This is a genomic window from Duganella sp. CY15W, from assembly GCF_009857555.1.
In the GTDB taxonomy this organism is placed as follows: domain Bacteria; phylum Pseudomonadota; class Gammaproteobacteria; order Burkholderiales; family Burkholderiaceae_D; genus Rugamonas; species Rugamonas sacchari.
Genome location: NZ_WWCQ01000002.1, coordinates 113,378 through 130,256, shown reverse-complemented (window position 1 = coordinate 130,256; position 16,879 = coordinate 113,378). Strand labels below are relative to the sequence as shown.

General features: G+C 62.4%; 16 protein-coding genes. 9 read left to right on the top strand and 7 right to left on the bottom strand.

The genetic code is table 11. From position 1 onward, the window contains the following. The first annotated feature begins 37 nt into the window (after positions 1 to 37). Together GTP58_RS10145 and GTP58_RS31720 are read left to right on the top strand one after the other, a co-directional pair. On the top strand, positions 38 to 778 hold the full coding sequence (locus GTP58_RS10145; protein ID WP_161077434.1) for a hypothetical protein: 741 nt from the start codon (positions 38 to 40) through the stop codon (positions 776 to 778). 9 nt (positions 779 to 787) lie between these two features. Then, positions 788 to 2,443, top strand: coding sequence for a methyl-accepting chemotaxis protein (locus GTP58_RS31720; RefSeq protein WP_161077433.1), 1,656 nt, complete (start codon positions 788 to 790; stop codon positions 2,441 to 2,443). On the opposite strand, the gene GTP58_RS10135 is transcribed toward GTP58_RS31720, so the two are convergent. Next, the gene (locus tag GTP58_RS10135) at positions 2,383 to 3,303 is read right to left on the bottom strand and encodes a LysR family transcriptional regulator (RefSeq protein WP_161077432.1); all 921 of its coding nucleotides are present in this window, start codon (positions 3,301 to 3,303) and stop codon (positions 2,383 to 2,385) included. The genes GTP58_RS31720 and GTP58_RS10135 overlap by 61 nt on opposite strands. A gap of 102 nt (positions 3,304 to 3,405) precedes the next feature. Between GTP58_RS10135 and GTP58_RS10130 the strand changes: the two genes are divergently transcribed. Continuing rightward, complete coding sequence (locus GTP58_RS10130; RefSeq protein WP_161077431.1) at positions 3,406 to 4,611, top strand: MFS transporter; 1,206 nt, start codon at positions 3,406 to 3,408, stop codon at positions 4,609 to 4,611. 12 nt (positions 4,612 to 4,623) lie between these two features. Here the strand turns inward: GTP58_RS10130 and GTP58_RS10125 are convergent, their stop codons facing one another. Further along, positions 4,624 to 6,543, bottom strand: coding sequence for a PhoX family phosphatase (locus GTP58_RS10125; RefSeq protein ID WP_161077430.1), 1,920 nt, complete (start codon positions 6,541 to 6,543; stop codon positions 4,624 to 4,626). A gap of 245 nt (positions 6,544 to 6,788) precedes the next feature. On the opposite strand from GTP58_RS10125, the gene GTP58_RS10120 reads away from it, so the two are divergent. Beyond that, the gene (locus GTP58_RS10120; protein ID WP_161077429.1) at positions 6,789 to 7,280 is read left to right on the top strand and encodes a DUF3016 domain-containing protein; all 492 of its coding nucleotides are present in this window, start codon (positions 6,789 to 6,791) and stop codon (positions 7,278 to 7,280) included. 4 nt (positions 7,281 to 7,284) lie between these two features. Here GTP58_RS10120 and GTP58_RS10115 read toward each other — a convergent pair whose 3' ends face one another. Continuing rightward, on the bottom strand, positions 7,285 to 7,728 hold the full coding sequence (locus tag GTP58_RS10115; protein ID WP_072786976.1) for a thioesterase family protein: 444 nt from the start codon (positions 7,726 to 7,728) through the stop codon (positions 7,285 to 7,287). Positions 7,729 to 7,845: 117 nt separating this feature from the next. On the opposite strand from GTP58_RS10115, the gene GTP58_RS10110 reads away from it, so the two are divergent. After that, positions 7,846 to 8,334, top strand: a complete 489-nt coding sequence (locus GTP58_RS10110) for a hypothetical protein (protein ID WP_161077428.1) — start codon at positions 7,846 to 7,848, stop codon at positions 8,332 to 8,334. Here GTP58_RS10110 and GTP58_RS10105 read toward each other — a convergent pair. The 3 genes from GTP58_RS10105 to GTP58_RS10095 form a co-directional block, all read right to left on the bottom strand. Then, positions 8,331 to 9,032 (bottom strand): dienelactone hydrolase family protein, encoded by a 702-nt coding sequence (locus tag GTP58_RS10105; RefSeq protein ID WP_161077427.1) that lies wholly within the window; start codon positions 9,030 to 9,032, stop codon positions 8,331 to 8,333. The two genes, GTP58_RS10110 and GTP58_RS10105, sit on opposite strands and share 4 nt — an antisense overlap. Positions 9,033 to 9,100: 68 nt before the next feature. After that, positions 9,101 to 12,238: a polymer-forming cytoskeletal protein gene (locus GTP58_RS10100; RefSeq protein ID WP_161077426.1), complete on the bottom strand. Its 3,138-nt coding sequence runs from the start codon at positions 12,236 to 12,238 to the stop codon at positions 9,101 to 9,103. A gap of 91 nt (positions 12,239 to 12,329) precedes the next feature. After that, positions 12,330 to 13,937: a M28 family peptidase gene (locus tag GTP58_RS10095; protein WP_161077425.1), complete on the bottom strand. Its 1,608-nt coding sequence runs from the start codon at positions 13,935 to 13,937 to the stop codon at positions 12,330 to 12,332. Positions 13,938 to 14,002: 65 nt separating this feature from the next. Between GTP58_RS10095 and GTP58_RS10090 the strand changes: the two genes are divergently transcribed. The 4 genes from GTP58_RS10090 to GTP58_RS10080 all read left to right on the top strand — a co-directional run bounded on the left by GTP58_RS10090 (position 14,003) and on the right by GTP58_RS10080 (position 15,701). After that, positions 14,003 to 14,806, top strand: a complete 804-nt coding sequence (locus GTP58_RS10090; RefSeq protein ID WP_161077424.1) for an SDR family oxidoreductase — start codon at positions 14,003 to 14,005, stop codon at positions 14,804 to 14,806. 42 nt (positions 14,807 to 14,848) lie between these two features. Continuing rightward, a complete protein-coding gene (locus GTP58_RS31050) occupies positions 14,849 to 15,013 on the top strand; it encodes a hypothetical protein (RefSeq protein ID WP_202413623.1) in 165 nt (54 codons plus the stop codon). Positions 15,014 to 15,144: 131 nt separating this feature from the next. After that, on the top strand, positions 15,145 to 15,402 hold the full coding sequence (locus tag GTP58_RS10085) for a hypothetical protein (RefSeq protein ID WP_161077423.1): 258 nt from the start codon (positions 15,145 to 15,147) through the stop codon (positions 15,400 to 15,402). 50 nt (positions 15,403 to 15,452) lie between these two features. Beyond that, positions 15,453 to 15,701 (top strand): hypothetical protein, encoded by a 249-nt coding sequence (locus tag GTP58_RS10080; RefSeq protein ID WP_161077422.1) that lies wholly within the window; start codon positions 15,453 to 15,455, stop codon positions 15,699 to 15,701. A gap of 111 nt (positions 15,702 to 15,812) precedes the next feature. Here the strand turns inward: GTP58_RS10080 and GTP58_RS10075 are convergent, their stop codons facing one another. Continuing rightward, positions 15,813 to 16,844 (bottom strand): alpha/beta fold hydrolase, encoded by a 1,032-nt coding sequence (locus GTP58_RS10075; protein WP_373924734.1) that lies wholly within the window; start codon positions 16,842 to 16,844, stop codon positions 15,813 to 15,815. Positions 16,845 to 16,879 lie beyond the last annotated feature (35 nt).

Below are 16,879 nucleotides of genomic sequence, written 5' to 3'. Positions count from 1 at the left end.
CTGTCCCCGCCGTCTGTGTTAGTCAACGAGACGGTTTATGAAAATCCCTACGCTCAAGATCGGACGCCGCCTGTTGCTGGCTTTCGGTATCCAGATCCTGTTTTTGGCAGCCATCGCCGGCTATGCACTGAACCGCATGCAGGTGCTGGAACACCATGTGACGGAGATCGCCGCAGTCAATCAACGCGAATTCGCCTCGGCGTCCGAAATGCGGAACGAGGTGTCAGAACGCTTTCTGCTGGTCGAACAAATGGCGACGCAACGCCTGCCGTTGCACGAGCAGGACCAGCCTTCCGCGCTGGATGTGGCTGACCAGCGCTACCTGAACAGCGAAGCGGCGCTCAGGGATTCTTTCAGCCAGTCCGGCAGCACCTCGCCTGAAGAATTGCTGGCATTGAACCAGGCCGCGCAACTGCATGACGATGTCTCGCGCATGACGGCCGTGCTATTGCAGCAGTTGCGCGGCGGTGACGTAGCCAGCGCGCGTACCTTGCAGCAGGAGCAGTTGTTTCCGCTGCTGCGCCGGTGGCGCGATGTGCTGCTGCGGCTGGAACGCATTCAGCTCGATCAAAACACCGAGGTGGTGGACCACACCTCCCGTCTGGTCGCACAGGCGCATTGGACCATGCTGGTCGTGGCGGCGTTCGCGCTGCTGGTGAGCGCATCGCTGGCATGGAGCATTACCAGCAGTATCACGCGGCCGTTGAATCACCTGTTGAAGTCCATCGCGGGCCAAGCGTCCGAAATGCCTGCCGCCGTCCAACCTCAATTCGACTAAGGGATAGCTATGAAACTCGGTAACTACAAAATCGGCACGCGTCTGGCGGCTTCCTTTGGCGTGATGCTCTGTATCGTGATCGGCGTGGCGGGCGTTGGCATCAACCGCATGGGCGAGATGGAGCAGCGCATGCAGGACATCATTTCGGTCAATGATGTGGAATCGTCGCTGGCCACGGAAATGCGGGCCACCGTTGACGACCGCATGATCGCGCTGCGCAATGTCGTGCTGCTGCAAACGGACGAAGAGATGCAGCCCGAAGCGGAACGCGTTAAACGCCAGTCCGGCAAGTATGCGAATTATGACGCCGAACTGCGCGGCATCTTCAGCAAGGTGCAGGCCAGCAGCGATGAAGCAGCCGCGCTTGAAAAAGCCGATACGGCCGCCAAAGCCTCCGAGCCTATCGTCGCCAAGGTGCTTAAGCTCGGCCTGGCCAACGACAACGATGCGGCCACGCGTGTCCTCATCAAGGAACTGCGTCCAGTGCAAAACCAGTGGACGGCGGCCTTGACCGAACTGGTAAACATCGAGGTCAGGCAAAACCGTGAAGCGGTGGAGCAGGCGCATGTCGCTTACACCCATGCGTGGATGGCGCTGCTCGGCATCACTGTGTGCGCTGTCGCCTTTGGCGCCTGGATTGCGTATGCCATCACGCGCGGCATCATCGTGCCGATCCAGTCGGCGGTGAAGGTGGCGCAGAATGTCGCAGCGGGCAACCTGGCCAATGAGGTTCAGATCACCGGCCGTGATGAAACGGCGGAACTGCTGCAGGCGCTGGATGAAATGAACGGCCGCCTGCATCGCGTGGTGCATGCGGTGCGCGAGAGCGCCGCCTCGGTTGCCACGGCCAGCAGCGAAATCGCGACCGGCAATATGGACCTGTCGCGGCGCACCGAATCCCAGGCCGGCTCGCTGGAAGAAACCGCGTCAGCGATGGAAGAGCTGACGTCGACCGTACGCCAGAATGCTGAAAATGCCGCGCAGGCGAATACGCTGGCGGGGCAGGCCTCGACCGTGGCCAATCAAGGCGGCCAGGTGGTAAGCCGCGTGGTATCGACCATGCAGTCCATCAGTGACGCCTCCAAACGCATCAGCGAAATTATTGGTGTGATTGACGGTATCGCCTTCCAGACCAATATCCTGGCCTTGAACGCGGCAGTGGAAGCGGCGCGCGCAGGGGAACAGGGACGCGGGTTTGCCGTGGTGGCGACCGAGGTCCGCAGCCTGGCGCACCGCTCGGCAACGGCGGCCAAGGAAATCAAGGCGCTCATCGATGATTCGGTCGGCCAGGTGCATGTGGGACGCCAGCTGGCGGAGGACGCCGGCACGACCATGCAGCAGGTGGTGGACAGCGTGAACCGGGTCACCAACATCATCGGCGAAATCGCGCAGGCCAGCCGCGAGCAGAGCTCCGGCATCACGCAGGTCAACGACGCGGTGGTGGGCCTGGATCAGACCACCCAGCAGAACGCCGCGCTGGTGGAGGAAGCCGCTGCCGCCGCCGCCGCGTTACAGGAACAGGCGCAGGCGCTGACGGCGGAAGTCGGATTCTTCCAGCTGGAGCGTCAACCGCAGCAGGGCAGGCCAGTGCGCCAGATCGCGCCTCAGCGGGTGGTCAGGCTGGGCCAGACGGTTTCGGGTACGCGCATCGCCTCGGCCAGATAATTCACCATCGAGGCGATCTTGGCCGAGACGGTGGAGTGCTGGTAGTAGACGGCGTGGATGGGCTTGAGTTTTTCCTGCATCAGCTGCGGCAGCACCTCCACCAGCCGGCCCGCGCTGACGTCGAGCGCGCTCATGAAGTCCGAGATGCTGACGATGCCCATGTCCTGCAAGGCCAGCTGGCGCAGGGTTTCGCCGCTGGCGGAAGCCAGTGTAGGCGTGATACGTACCGGCTTGCCATCCGGATGCAGCAACGGCCACTGGTTCAGAATTTCCGGTTCGCTGAAGCCGAGCAGCTCGTGCTGCGCCAGGTCGGCGACGGTGTGCGGCACGCCACGCCGGCGCAGGTAGCCGGGGCTGGCCAGCAGGCGGATGCGGCTATGTCCCAGCAGGCGGCTGTACAGGGTTGAGTCTTTGAGTTCACCAATACGGATGGCCAGATCGACGCGCCGTTCCAGCAGGTCGATAAAGCCTTCGTTGCTGCTCAGGTTGAGTTCCACCTTGGGATGCAGTGCGCGGTAGCCCGGCATCAGCGGCACCAGCACATGCAGCATGAAGGGCGTCACTGCATCCACGCGCAAGGGGCCGGCGAGCTGGCCGCGCCGCTCCATCGCCCGGTCTTCCGCCACCCGTACCGATTCCAGAATGGCGCGCGCATCCTTGACGAAATCATGGCCTTCGTCGGTCAGGTCGAGCCGTCGCGTGGTACGGCGCAGGAGCGTGGTCTGGAGCTTGTCCTCGAGCCGCGCCAGCAGGCGGCTGATGGTGGACACCGGCTGCCCCAGACGCTCGGCGGCTGCCGTCAGCGAACCGCTGTCCACCACAGCCAGAAACACGGAAAGTTCATCGAGGGCCAGTTTCATTTTTCCAAATTCAGCAAAAGTATTTTGAGGATTATGCACTTTATTTGGGAAAGTCGGCGCCGCATAATGCGTTCATCAGAAATCTCTTCCGGTGAACCCAAAATGAACACACACACTTCTTCACAACCTGGCGCTGCGCTGCCGCTGCTGGCGCTGGCCATCGGCGCGTTCGGCATCGGCACTACCGAATTTGGCCCGATGGGCATGCTGTTGACGATTGCACAAGGCGTCAACGTCTCGATTCCCACGGCCGGCCTGCTGGTGTCGGCTTACGCGATCGGCGTTACCATCGGCGCACCGATCATGACCCTGCTGCTGGCCCGTTGGCCACGCCGCAAAGCGCTGATTGCGCTGATGGCGATTTTCACCCTGGGTAACGTGCTGTCGGCGCTGGCTCCGGGCTACGCCAGCCTGATGGTGGCGCGTGTCATCACCAGCCTGACCCACGGCGCCTTCTTTGGTATCGGCTCGGTGGTGGCGGCCAGCCTGGTGCCGCGCGATAAACAGGCGAGCGCCGTGGCAACCATGTTCCTTGGCCTGACGATTGCCAATATCGGCGGCGTGCCCGCTGCGACCTGGCTTAGCGACGTCATGGGCTGGCGCCAGTCTTTCGGTGCGATAGGCGCGCTGGGCTTGCTGGCCATGACGGCACTGATGCTGTTCCTGCATGAAGGCAGCGCAGGCAAGGCGCCGAATGTGCGCAAGGAGCTTAAAGTGCTGCTGCGTCCAGTCGTGCTGCAAGGCTTGCTGACCACGGTACTGGCTTCGGGCGCCATGTTCGCGCTGTACACCTATATCAATCCGACGCTGCAATCCTTCACCCATGCATCGCCAGGGTTCATCACGGCGATGCTGGCATTGATCGGCATTGGCTTCACGATTGGTAATTCGCTGGGCGGCAAACTGGCCGACCGTTCGATCGACAAGACGCTGATTGGCTTCCTGCTGCTGGAAGCGGCCACCATGATTGCGTTTCCGTGGCTAGCGCAGACGCAGCTGGGCGCAGCAGCGGGCCTGCTGGTGTGGGGGATCGCTTCCTTTGCGCTGGTGCCGCCGGTGCAGATGCGCGTGATGCGTGCTGCGACCGAAGCGCCGGGCCTTGCATCGTCGGTCAACATCGGCGCCTTCAACCTGGGCAATGCGATTGGTGCGGCGATGGGCGCGGCGGTATTGAATGCCAACCTCGGCTACGCCGCCGTGATGTACGCCGGTGCGGCGTTGACGGTGCTGGCGCTGCTGCTGGTGGTGTGGGCCATGGTACAAAAAAACCCGCAAAGCGCCGGAACGCTTGCGGGCGGAATCAACTAAGGAAGGAAAGACTTAGAAGCTCAGTGCCGGGAAGCCGGTGATGTAGCCGACTGCCGCGCCGTAACGGTCGCGGTAGTTGGCGCGGATCAGCGGATCCAGCGTGGCCTGCACTTTGCTGTGCACCGACTCCCAGTCGCCAGGGTGCTGGAAGTTGCTCATGATGTAGGCGAAGCCGTTGATGTCGTCGACCGCGTGCAGGCCGGTCGATTCTGCGCCCGACGGCGTCGACATGATGCGGGTCAGCGCCTTGGTATCGACGTTGTAGGCCCACAGGAAGTTGTTGACGTGGGTGCTGCTGTCTTCACCGATGAACAGGGTGCGCAGTTTCTCGGAGAACTTGATGTTGTCCGGGTTGGCGACCTTGTCCGCGTTGGCCTTGTTGCCCAGTGCATCAGGCGTGGCCAGGTCTTCGCTGAGCAGGGCCGGTACGGCGCCCATGTCGACCGGGACCCATTCGCTGCTGATGGCCGTGCCCTTGGTGTCGATCTGGCCGCCCTTCATGTTCAGCGCGTAGACGGCGCCGGCGGCCGGGCCTTTGATGGCGATGCCGCCCGAACCGTTGGTCATGGCCGAGCCAATCGCGGCGATGGCCGAGTAGGCGATCTTGTCCTTGGCGTTGACGGTGGTGCCTTCCATTTTGGTGAAGCCCATGCTGCCGCCCATCAGCGCTGCGTAGCGGTGGGTTTCCAGGAAGGCCGCGGCCTTCTCCATGCCTGGCTTGATCTTGATCCAGTTGTAGGTGCCGCTGAACGGGATCTTGGTGAAGCTGGCGTCCGACGGATCGCTGGTCTTCACTTCCATGATGTCGGCTGCCTTGAGCTTGTCGGCCAGGGCCTTGATTTCAGCGCTGGTGGCGCTGCCCAGCTTGATCCAGGTCAGCGTCGCCGAGCCGCCGTTGTCGGTGGTCTTCTGGTTCCATTTGGCGACGTACAGGGTGCCGCTCGACAGGTCCTGCGCCTTGTCGGCGATGAACATGAACAGGCCGCCGTTGGTGGCGTCATCGCCCATCAGCGTGGTGCGTTCGTCCGGCATCACTTGCACCAGCTCGTGCGAGATGCGGCCCAGGCAGTAGTGCTTCTTGCACGAACCGGTGCCGTCGGCGTTGACGGTGATTTCCGGCAGGTGGCCGTAATGGTAAGGGTTGGCCTTGGTGGCGTCGCCGTACAGGTTGGTGCTGAAATTGGCGAACTGGGTGTTCTTCTCGATGGTGGTGGCGTCCGGCTCGTACTCTTCGCTCGACAGGTGGGTGTTCCATGGCGAACGGCTGGCGCCGCAGGTGATCCACAGGCCGTTGGCCGGGCTGGTATCGACGTTGTGGTACTTCACCAGCGACAGCGCGCCGGTGGCCTTGTCCTGGTCCAGCGTCAGGATGGCGATAGGCGACGGCAGCATGCCGTACATGGAATCGCCCTTGACGTTGCGGGTGGCGTATTCAAACTGCACCACGGCGAACACGGCGTTGCCCTTGATGCCGCTGACGGTAGTCGACGCCAGTTTCAGCAGCGAGGTGCCGTCCGGGCAGTCGGAGAAGAACTGGCGCGAATTGGCGTCCGTCTTGTCAACGATCGGCTTGTTGTTGATGTCGTAGTAGCCGCCGGCCAGAATCGTGCCGCCGCTGCCGTTCGGCACTTGCGCGCCGGTGATGAAGAAGGTCTGGTAAGCCAGGTTGTACGGGACGGTCTTGCCGTCCGAGTACAGGGCCTGCATGGCCGAAGCCACGGCGGTGGTCGCCATTTTTGGCGCGTCGGCCAGGGTCGGCGCCGCCATGCCCGAGAAGCTGACGGACATCAGTTGGGCGGTAGGGGCGGCCGTGTCGCCGCCGCATGCGGACAGCAGGGCCGCGGTGGCGCTGCCGCCAGCCAGTGGCAACAAGGGGGCGCTGGACAAGAATTTCAGAAGGCTACGGCGGGAGGAATCGAGTTGCTCGGTCATGGTAGAAGGAATCCTGTTGTAGTTGTGGCCGTTCCATGTGCCTGGCAGAGGGCATCATGCGAAGCAGTGGCTGGGCTTCGACGGCGGCAATATTAGCTATTTGGTATGACAGGACTGTGACATTGCGATACAAAGCGATACAGAACGACACCAAACCGTTGATTGGTAACAAATCGCTTCAACCCGGGCGTGGGGTGGGGAAAAGGGCTATATTGTTTGCATAGACTTCAAGAAGGAGCCGCATCATGCGCCTGAATCCCCGTACCGTGCTGGCGGCCGCTGTGGCGCTGCTGGCCTCGAGCGCCGCGCTGGCGCAAGTGACTGTCACCTACGTCAAGGCCGACGACTACACCGATATGCCGCGCAACGCGATTGACCGCGAGCGCACGCTCAAGGACTTTAGCGATTATTTCAAGACGCTGGACAAGAAACTGCCCGCCGGGCAGTCGCTGAAGATCGAAGTGCTGGACATTGACCTGGCCGGCCGTCTGTATCCACGCCGCGCCGGCGACGATATCCGCATCATGAATGGCGGCGCCGACTGGCCGCATATGCATCTGAAGTACACGCTGGAGCAGGATGGCCAGGTGCTGCGCAGCGGCGACGAGCAGCTGTCGAACATGAACTACCAGGGCCGCCTGGGCGGCTACTTCGACAGCGACCCGCTGCGCTACGAGAAGCAGATGCTGGACGACTGGTTCAACAAATCCATCGTTCCTAAAGTCGCCAAGCGCTGATTGCCTAGTCCAGGCGGTTAGCCTTGGGGAACTTGGCCAGGAACTCCGGCGGCATCGGCGTGACCTGGCTGGTTTTGTAATTGAAGAAGACAAAACCGTACTTGGCCATGGCCACCAGCTTGCCGTCGCCCGGACGCGTGATGCGGAAGATGATGTCGCCGCCGTACTGGTTGAAGTCCATCACGCCGACCTCGAACACCAGCTGGTCGCGCGCATGCGCTTCGGCGCGGTAGGTGGTGGCCAGGTCGGTGATGATGATGCCAGTGCCATCCTGCCCCGTCTCCTGCACGCCATACTCGAACAGGAAGCGCGCCCGCGCTTCGGAGATCATGGAAACCATCGAGTCGTTACCCAGATGGTTGGCGCCGTTGATGTCGGTGACGCGCACCGTGAGCTGCGTGGAAAAAATAAACAACTCGTCCGGGAAGTCCAGTTTCAGGCGGGCCATGCGCATTCCTTGTGTGTGATGCCGCCATTTTAACGCAGTCGGCAATAGCTCTTTAGTGGTAAGACCACGGCAGCAATAGTGTGTACGATCAGCCTACACACACTGAAAGGAGCTGCCATGATTTACGGCCTGACTTACCTGGGCGTCATTCATACGCTTATCAGCCTGGTTGCGGTCGGCGCGGCGCTGGCCGGTTTCGTGCGCGACCAGCGTATTGATCCCGCCAGCGTGCTGGGCAAAGTCTATATCTGGACCACGGTGCTGACCTGCGTGACCGGCTTCGGTATTTACCAGCACGGCGGTTTTGGCAAGCCGCATATACTGGGCATCATCACCTTGCTGGTGCTCGGGCTGGCCTGGCTGGCGGACCGGAGAAGGTTTGGCCGCCGCTCGGTGCAGGTATCGACCATCAGTTATTCGCTGACGTTTTTCTTCCACATGGTGCCGGCCGTGACGGAAACCAGCACGCGCCTGCCACTGGGCGCGCCGTGGTTGCCGAGCGCCGAGGCGCCGGAGCTGCAAGCGATCACCGGCGTCATGTTCCTGCTGTTGCTGGTAGGCGTGACCTTGCAGCTGCGCCGCCTGAAGGCGCAGCCGCAGGCTTAGAGCTGTTCGCTCAGGAAGACCAGCGTGTTGCCGTGGGCTTCGGCTGCGGCGCGCTGGTTGTAGGACGAACGGTGGTTGCAGTTGAAGCCGTGCTCGGCGCCGTCGTAGACGTGGATTTCGACCTGCTCGTTGTCTTCAAAACGCTCGGCGATGCTCTTTACGGCGTCCATTGGAATATGGCTGTCGGCCGCACCGAAATGCATCAGCACCGGCACCTTGATTTCCGGCGCGCGGTCCAGCGCGTTCTGGATGCCGCCGCCGTAGTAGGCCACGGCCGTATCCACCAGGCCATTGGCGGCCGTGTGGTAGGACAGGCGGCCGCCGAAGCAGAAGCCGAGCGCGGCCACCTTGGCGCTGCCCACGGCGTCCAGCCCGCGCAGCACCTTGATGGTGGCGGCGATGTCTTGCTGGGCGGTGGCGAAGTCGGTGGCATTCATGAGTTCCACCGCGCGCTTCCAGCCGGCGTCGTCATAACCGAGTTCGATGCGGGCGCCGTGGCGCCAGAACATGTCCGGCGCCAGCACTACGTAACCGTCGGCCGCATACTGATCGGCCACATTGCGGATATGCTGGTTGACGCCGAAGATTTCCTGGATCAGCACGATGCCCGGGCCTTTGCCGCCGCGCGGCAGCGACAGGTAGGCGCCGAACTTGCCGTCGCTGGTTTCAACATCAATCCACTGTGCGTTGGTTTCCATGGTGCTCCTTGGTGGGTAGGTCAGAAAGCGGCCATCGTACTCCGTTTTGCGCTGGTTTGCAGCGCCGCTCAGTTATACACCTCGCGCGTGTAGACCACCGGTCCGGAGCGGTAAATGCCAAAGGTTTCGCGGCCCGTGCTGCTGGGCAGATAAGGGATCAGTTCGACCGTATTGCCATTGACGACCGTATTCAGGCGCACATCGACCGAGCCATTGCGCGTCAGCGTAGGCGAGGGCGCAGCCAGGCGGAACGTGGCGCGGCCGCCATTCAGCGACAGCGCGGCGTTGTTGTCGGCCAGCGTCAGCGTGGATGGACAGGTGTGGCTGTTATTGCTGCTGGTATCGAGGCCGTTCTGGCAGTTGGTAAAGGTGATCGCGGTACTGATATTGCCATTGCCGCTGGTGGTGACCTGCGGATTGAACACATAGCCGCCGGGCATGAAGTACTGGGCGGTGGCGCTGACCGGCAATGGCGCGGTGGGCGAGCCGTAGGCGTTCGACACCAGCAGGCGGCCGCTGACCACGGACAGCGGCGCTTCGACCGAGCTGGCGGGCGTGGTGCGCTGCGAGCTGGCGTTGTCGGTATCGGCCGCGCGCAGGTAGATGGTGGCGGGCGGCACGTCCTTGGCCGGGTAGGCGTAAGTGAAGGTAAAGGACGGCAGGTTGGGGCTGCCAGGGCCGGGGCTGGCCAGATTGCCGACGCCGTTGCTGAAGTTGAAGCGGGTCGCGCTGTTGCCGGCGCTCCAGCCGACGGCGCCGTCGGCGGCCACCGTGCCGCCATTGCTGCTCCAGGCGCTGATGGTCACCGGACTGGCCAGTGCGCCCGTGTAGTTGAGCGTCGGTGTCGGCGGCGAGTCGCTGTTATAGGCGGTCACTTTCATGAAGAAGAACTGCTTCGAGTTGATGAAGCTGGTGGCGCCGCCGCTGCAGGGATTGACGCCGGCCGGCAAGGACTGGTTGTTATAGATGCAGCTCATGGTGAGGCCGATCTGCGGATTTTGCACCAGATTGTTGATCTCGGTGGTGGTCAGCAGAGCCGTATCGAAATGGTCGGGAATGAAGCGGCTGACGTATTGCTGGCCGGTGGTCTGGAAGCTGGCCAGTGGCGTACTGAGATAGTAATTGTTCGTGCTGTTGTTGGCGGCGCTGCCCAGGCTGGGCACCAGCTGGAGATAGCCGACGTCATTGAAGCTGGCGCTGGCGGTGCTGCGGCCCTGGCTGAAGGCGGGGAAGGTTGCCTTGAGCACGCCCTGGGTATAGCTTTTGGTGCTGGCCGGATTCGCGCTGGTCTGATTGATGACCGGATTGATGACAACCAGCGACGGGGTATTTTCCTTGCCGAAGTTGGTGGTGGGGTTATCGAGACTGTTCACCGCAGTGACGGTAAGCGAGAACGGCTCGCTGGCCCGGGCGAAAATGCCCGTCAGCGGCGCTGCCAGCGGCTGCGGTCCGATGGTCACCGTGTTGGCCGCGTTGACGGCGGTCAGCAGCAGCCTGGCTGGCGCGGCAATGAAGTCGCCATTGCCGGTCGCGCTCAGCGCGCTGGTCGCATAGCTGGCCGTCAGCGTCACCCGGCCCACTTCCGCATATTGCAGCGTATTGGTGGCCAGGCCATTGGCATCAAACGTGAACGGGATGCTGGCGGTGCTGTTATTGCTGCAACTGAGGCTGGTATTGCCGATCTTGACCGGCACCGCTGCCGCCTTGCTGGCCACCGGATCGCTGTAGCTGCAGGACATGGTGATATTGGTGGCCTGGTTGGCGACCAGCGGCACGCAGCTTTGCGGATTGCTCGCCGATGCGGTCAGGGCCTGGATTGTCACTTGCGCGCCGGAAGCCATCGACACGTGATTGCTGCCGCTGACCACCAGCCCGGTGCCGCTGAACACCATATCGCAGGCGGCGCCGCTGCCGCTATTGACGCACGTGGTGGCATTGGTGACGCCGCTCGCCGCCGCCGACAGCGTGAACGTGCCTGCGGTGGCGCTCTGCACGGTGGCCGCGCTGTTGACGCCGCCGCTGATGGTGAAGGTCTTGCCGCCCGGTTGCAGGGTGACGTTGACGTTGCTGGTGTAGTTGGGCGCGGTGCAGGCCGCGTTGGCGCAGGCGGTCACCGTCACCGTCTGCGGCTGGCAGGTCAGGGCTGAACCGCTGTGGTTGATCTGGAAGTGGTGCGGCGCGCCGGCCGGCGCGGCGCCGCAGGTCGGCTGGTAGTTGGGATCGGCCTTCGTGACGCAGCTGCACTGCGCCGCGCCAGGACCGGTGCAGGTGATGGTTTTGGTGACGCCGCTATTCCAGTCGATGTAGATGGAGTTGACCGCCGCATTGCCCTTGATGAAGGCATTGCTGGAGTGGGTGTTGACGTTGCGCGCCACCACGTCGCCATTGATGGTGCCGCCCGAGCCGATGTCGATGTCGCCGGTCATGGTGACGCCGCCGTTGATGGTGACATTGGCCGAGGCCATCGTCAGCTGGCCGCCCTTGACCGTGCCGTTGACCGTGTTGCCGCTGCCGATGGTCAGCGAGTTGTTGGCCGTGATGTTGCCGGTGACGGTGATGGACGATGGATCAAGCGTGGCGGTGGGCGCGGTCAGGTTGCCTTTCAGCGTGCTGCCGGACGCCAGCTGGAACGAGCTGGTGGCGGTGACATCGCCGGTCAGCGATACCGGTGAATTGCTGGTCACGGCAGACGCGGAAATCGGGCCGACGATGGTGGCGTGCGATCCCAGGTCGATCTGGCCGCTGGCGGTCAGCGTGCCGGTGATTTTGGTGGCGGAGCCGCTGCCGATGGTCATGGTGGCGGCGTTGACGTTGGCGATGATGGTCTGCGCCTGGTTGCCGATCTTGAAATTGCCGCCGGCGGTGAAGGTGCCGCCGCTGACCGCCAGATTGGCCGGGTTCATGTCGGCGATGTTGAGGTTGCCGCTGCCCGTGGTTTGCAGCGTGGCGGTGCCGCTCATCTGCAGGCTCTGGTTGTAGCTAAATGAGACGGCCGAACTCACCTGCACCGTGTAGCCGCCGGCAATGATGATGACGTCGGTGTCGTTGGCGTTGGGCAGCGCGGCGCAGTTATAGGTGGTGCCCGTCAGTGGACAGGTTGGCACCACATTGCTGCCGTTGAAGTTGAAGGTGCTTGCCTGCGCCGCGCCGGCCAGCAGCAGACTGGTTGCAATGGCAGCCGCAATGCCGCAACCGCGCCGCAACATGGTTAAAACATTAAGCCACACGGAGAGACCTCTTGGAAGGTGAACTGCCTGAATTATAGGCGGTTACGCTCCGTTTCCGTGTGGCAGTTTTTTAACGTTTTACTTTGCTGAAGGCGTCGCCTGCCTTCCAGGTTTGCATTTTCGGTGCGTTGGCCACTTCATAGCCCAGGTTCAGCGTGAACTGCGCCTGCTGCACCATGCCCGACAGGTCCCAGTCGGCGTGGTATTCATCGCTGGGCTGGTGGTAGTCTTGTTTGAACGCCATGAGGCGTGCGCGCGACTTGTCCTGGTCCTTGACGAAGTCAAAGTAGCCATCGCCCGAGAACACGGCCGAGCCGACGTTAAACGCCGGCACGCCCGCCTTGGCAAAGCTGAAATGGTCGGCGCGGAAGTAGGCGCCCGACAGGTCGGGAATCGCCGGCGCCAGTTTCAGGCCCATCTTTTTGGCCACCACGGCGGCCGCATCGTACAGGCTGCTGCGCTCGGCGCCGGCCACGCCGATGTCGTGCGTCTTGCCGACGAAGTTCATGCTGTCCAGGTTGAGGTCGGCCGTGGTCTTGTCCAGCGGCCAGGCCGGGTTGCGGATGTAGGCGCTGCTGCCGAGGAAGCCGGTTTCCTCGCCGGCCGGCCACAGGAACACCTGGCTGCGCCTGGCCGGATGTTTGACCGCTTCCTGCGCCATGGCCAGCAGCGCGGCCACGCCGGAGGCATTGTCGATGGCGCCGTTCCAGATGTTGTCGCCCTGTTTGTTCTCGTCGATGCCCAGGTGGTCCCAGTGGGCCGAGTAGACCACGGCTTCGGCTTTCAGTTTGGCGTCCGTGCCTGGCACGATGCCGACCACGTTGTACTGCTCGATCTGGCGGATCTTGCTGTTGACTTCCGCATGCATGGTGAGCTTGAGGTCGACCGGACGGAAGTCGCGGCGCTCGGCGGCGGCGCGCAGCTGGTCGAGGTCAAAGCCGCCAGCGGCAAACAGGGCGCGTGCCGTGTCTTCCTGCAGCCAGCCTTCCAGCGGATTGCCGCTGCCGGCCAGGTGGAAGCGCTCGTGCGCAAAGCTGGTGGCGGGCACGCTCCAGTCATACGATGCCGACGGCGTGGTGTGAATCAGCAGCACGCCGGCCGCGCCCTGGCGTACCGCCTCTTCGTACTTGTACATCCAGCGGCCGTAGTAGGTGTAGGCCTTGCCGGCAAAGCGGTTGGGTTCTTCGGCGGTGGGCTGCGGATCGTTGACCATCATGACCAGCACCTTGCCCTTCATGTCGACGCCCTTGTAGTCGTCCCATTTTTCTTCCGGGGCGACCGCGCCGTAGCCGACAAACACCACAGGCGCGTCGATGTTGACGTGCTCCTTGCCGCCCATGGTGCCGATCAGGATGTCGTTGCCGGTGACGGGCGACAGCGTCTTGCCGCCCGCTGTGGTGAAGCGGGCGAAGCTGCCCGGCAGCAGCTTGCTGCCTTCGGCCTTGACCAGTTGGCGGTAGCTGCCATCAGCCAGCGGTTTCAGGCCCAGCACGGCCGCTTGCGTTTCCAGGTAGCGCACGGTGAGGTCGCCGCCGCGCTGGCCCGTGCCGCGGCCTTCGAACAAATCATCGGCCAGCAGCGACAGGTGCGCGCGTAATGGTGCTTCGGCGACAACAGGTTGCTGGGCGTGAGCTTGCAGGGCGAGGCCGGCAGCCAGGGCGATAACTGGAAGACGCATGTTTACTCCATAGTGTGGTGCAGAAGGCGGTAATCTTACTGTAAATCACAAACTAAAGGAGACCTATGCAGACCATCATTCTCACCGGCGCTTCGGATGGCATCGGCGCGGAAATCGCGCGGCAGCTGGCGCGTCAGCATGGCAACGGCGTGGCGCTGGTGCTGGCGGCGCGCAACTCGGCAATGCTGGAGCAGGTGGCGGCGCAGTGTGCCGCATCCGGTGCGCAGACACTGGTGGTGCCGACCGATGTGTCGGTGCAGGCGCAGTGCGTGGCCCTGATCGACGCTTGCGTGGCGCGCTTTGGCCGCATCGATGGGCTGATAAACAACGCCGGCCGTTCGGCGCACGCGCTGTTCTCGGAAGTGGAGAACCTTGCATGGTACGAGGAGCTGATGCGGATTAATCTGTGGGGCAGCGTCTGGTGCACGCATGCGGCGCTGCCTTACCTGAAGCAGTCGCGCGGCAGCATTGTGGCGGTGTCGTCGCTGGCGGGCCTGGTGGGCGTGCCGGGGCGCACCGCCTACAGCGCCACCAAGTTTGCCATGGGCGGTTTCTTTGAAGCGCTGCGGATTGAGATGAAGCCATACGGTGTCAGCGTGACCACGGCCTATCCGGGCGTGGTGGCGACGCAGATACGCCATCGCGGCTTCAATGCGGCCGGTGGCCAGTTGGGCAGCAGCAGCCTCAAAGAAGACAAGGCGATGCCGGTGGAGCAGTGCGCCGCACTCATTGTCGAGGGCATGGCGTCGCGTCGCCGCGAGGTGGTGATGTCGGCCAAAGGCAAGCTGGGTCGCTGGATGAAACTCATCGCCCCGGGGCTGGTGGAGAAGATGGCGCTGGCGGCGCTCAAGGACGATGTAAAACCTTGATTGTCTTATTGATAAAGCCAGGTCCAGCGCCATATGCCAGCCATGTGGAAATTCAAACTCAACTGGCGACGACCTTTATTCTACCTGCTGCTGCCGGTATTTCTGGTCATGGTACTGCTGGGTCTTCCGCTGCCAGTGGCGCCGCCACCGGCCACCAGACCGGCACAGGAGCAGTCCGATACGGTGCGTAAAAAGAAGGAAGACTAAGGCCTTGTGCCCTGATCGGTAGTGATTGTAAGAAATTGTAATGGCCGTCAACTGGGTGATCGGCCATCGCGTTTTTTGCTCATGCGACACAGGAATTGTCCTGATGCCGAAACTCCGAAAAGGAATTAATCATGTCCAAAGTAATCGCTACTCTGATCGCCGGCCTGTTCGCAACCGCAGCATTCGCTCAAGCGCCTGCCACTCCTGCAGCCGCACCTGAAGCCAAACCGGCCGTAGCGGAACAAACCGCAGCGAAACCAGCCGCCAAACACAAAGCCCATCACAACAAGGCTAAAGAATCCAAGACTGCGGAAGCCAAGCCAGCCGCCGCAGCAGCACCAGCACCAGCCGCCAATCCAGCGGTAGCCGCAGCACCGGCAGTCAAGTAATTAACGATATAAACCGTATAAACTAAATTTACCAAATCGAGGATTGAATCATGAAAAAAGTTATCGCTACCCTGATCGCCGGCCTGTTCGCTTCCGCTGCTTTCGCTCAAGCTCCAGCCGTTTCGGCATCCGCATCCGCCGCCGCTTCGACGCCAGCCGCATCGGCTCCGGCAGCATCGGCACCAGCTGCCAAGAAAGCCAGCAAGCATCACAAGAAAGAGAAAGCCGCCAGCGCCTCGGCATCGGCAACTGCTTCGACCCCAGCGCCAGCCGCTTCAGCGCCAGCTGCCAGCAAGTAATTTAAGCTAGTGCCGGACGTACCGCCCCGGACCCTTCGGGCCTGGGCGGTGCAAGAGAGAAGACGGATTCCACCTCCGTCTTCTCTGCGTTACGTTAACCGATTCAACGATTCAATTCCTCTGCAGTTCCTCCAGAAGGGTGCGATGGAAGACCACCGGGTCTTCCATCTGTGGCGCATGTCCCATGCCCTTGAACTCCACAAGCCGCGCCTGCGGTATCCTGTTCGCCGTCTCCTTGCCCAGCACATCGTAATGGCCCAGCTTCGCCTTGACGTCCGGCGGCGCAACATCCTTGCCGATGGCGGTGGTGTCGGCGGTGCCGATCAGCAGCGTAGTGGGCACCTTGAGCAGCGCGAATTCGTAGACCACCGGCTGTGTGAAGATCATGTCGTAGATCAGCGCGGAATTCCACGCCACCAGTTTGTGGCCCGGACCGGCGTTCAGGCCGGCCAGCATGTCCACCCATTTTTCGTATTCGGGCTTCCAGTTGCCGCTGTAGTAGGTAGCGCGTTCGTAGGCGCGCACGCTGTCGGCCGACAGTTTCAGTTCCCGCGCATACCATTGATCGACGCTGGGAGCTGGCACGCCCAGCGCCTTCCAGTCTTCCAGTCCGATCGGATTGACCAGCACCAGGCGCGAAACGGCGTCCGGGTACATCAGCGCATAGCGTGTGCCCAGCATGCCGCCGGTGGAATGGCCGATCACGACGGCTTGTTTGATGCCGAGGTTTTTCAGCAGTCCGTCCGTATTGGCTGCCAGCTGCTGGAAGCTGTACTGGTAGTGCTCCGGCTTGGACGAAGCGCAGAACCCGATCTGGTCCGGCGCCACGACGCGGTAGCCGGCCCTGGTCAAGTCGGTGATGGTTTGTTCCCACGTCGCGCCGCAGAAGTTCTTGCCGTGCAGGAGAAGCGCAGTCTTGCCATTGGCCGCTCCGGTCGGCGCGATGTCCATGTAGGCCATCTGCAGGTTCAGGCCCTGCGAGGCGAAACTGTACTTGTGGACGGGATGCGGATAGGTAAAACCTTCCAGCTGTAGGCCATATGAGGCGGCAGACGCGGTGCCGGCGAAGAGGGCGGCGGTGACGAGGATACGCATGGGATGTGCTCCGGAAACGACAAAGTCTTCACTATAGGCTGCTCGCAAAAAGCCTGCATTTCAGCGTGAAATCATGTAAAAAA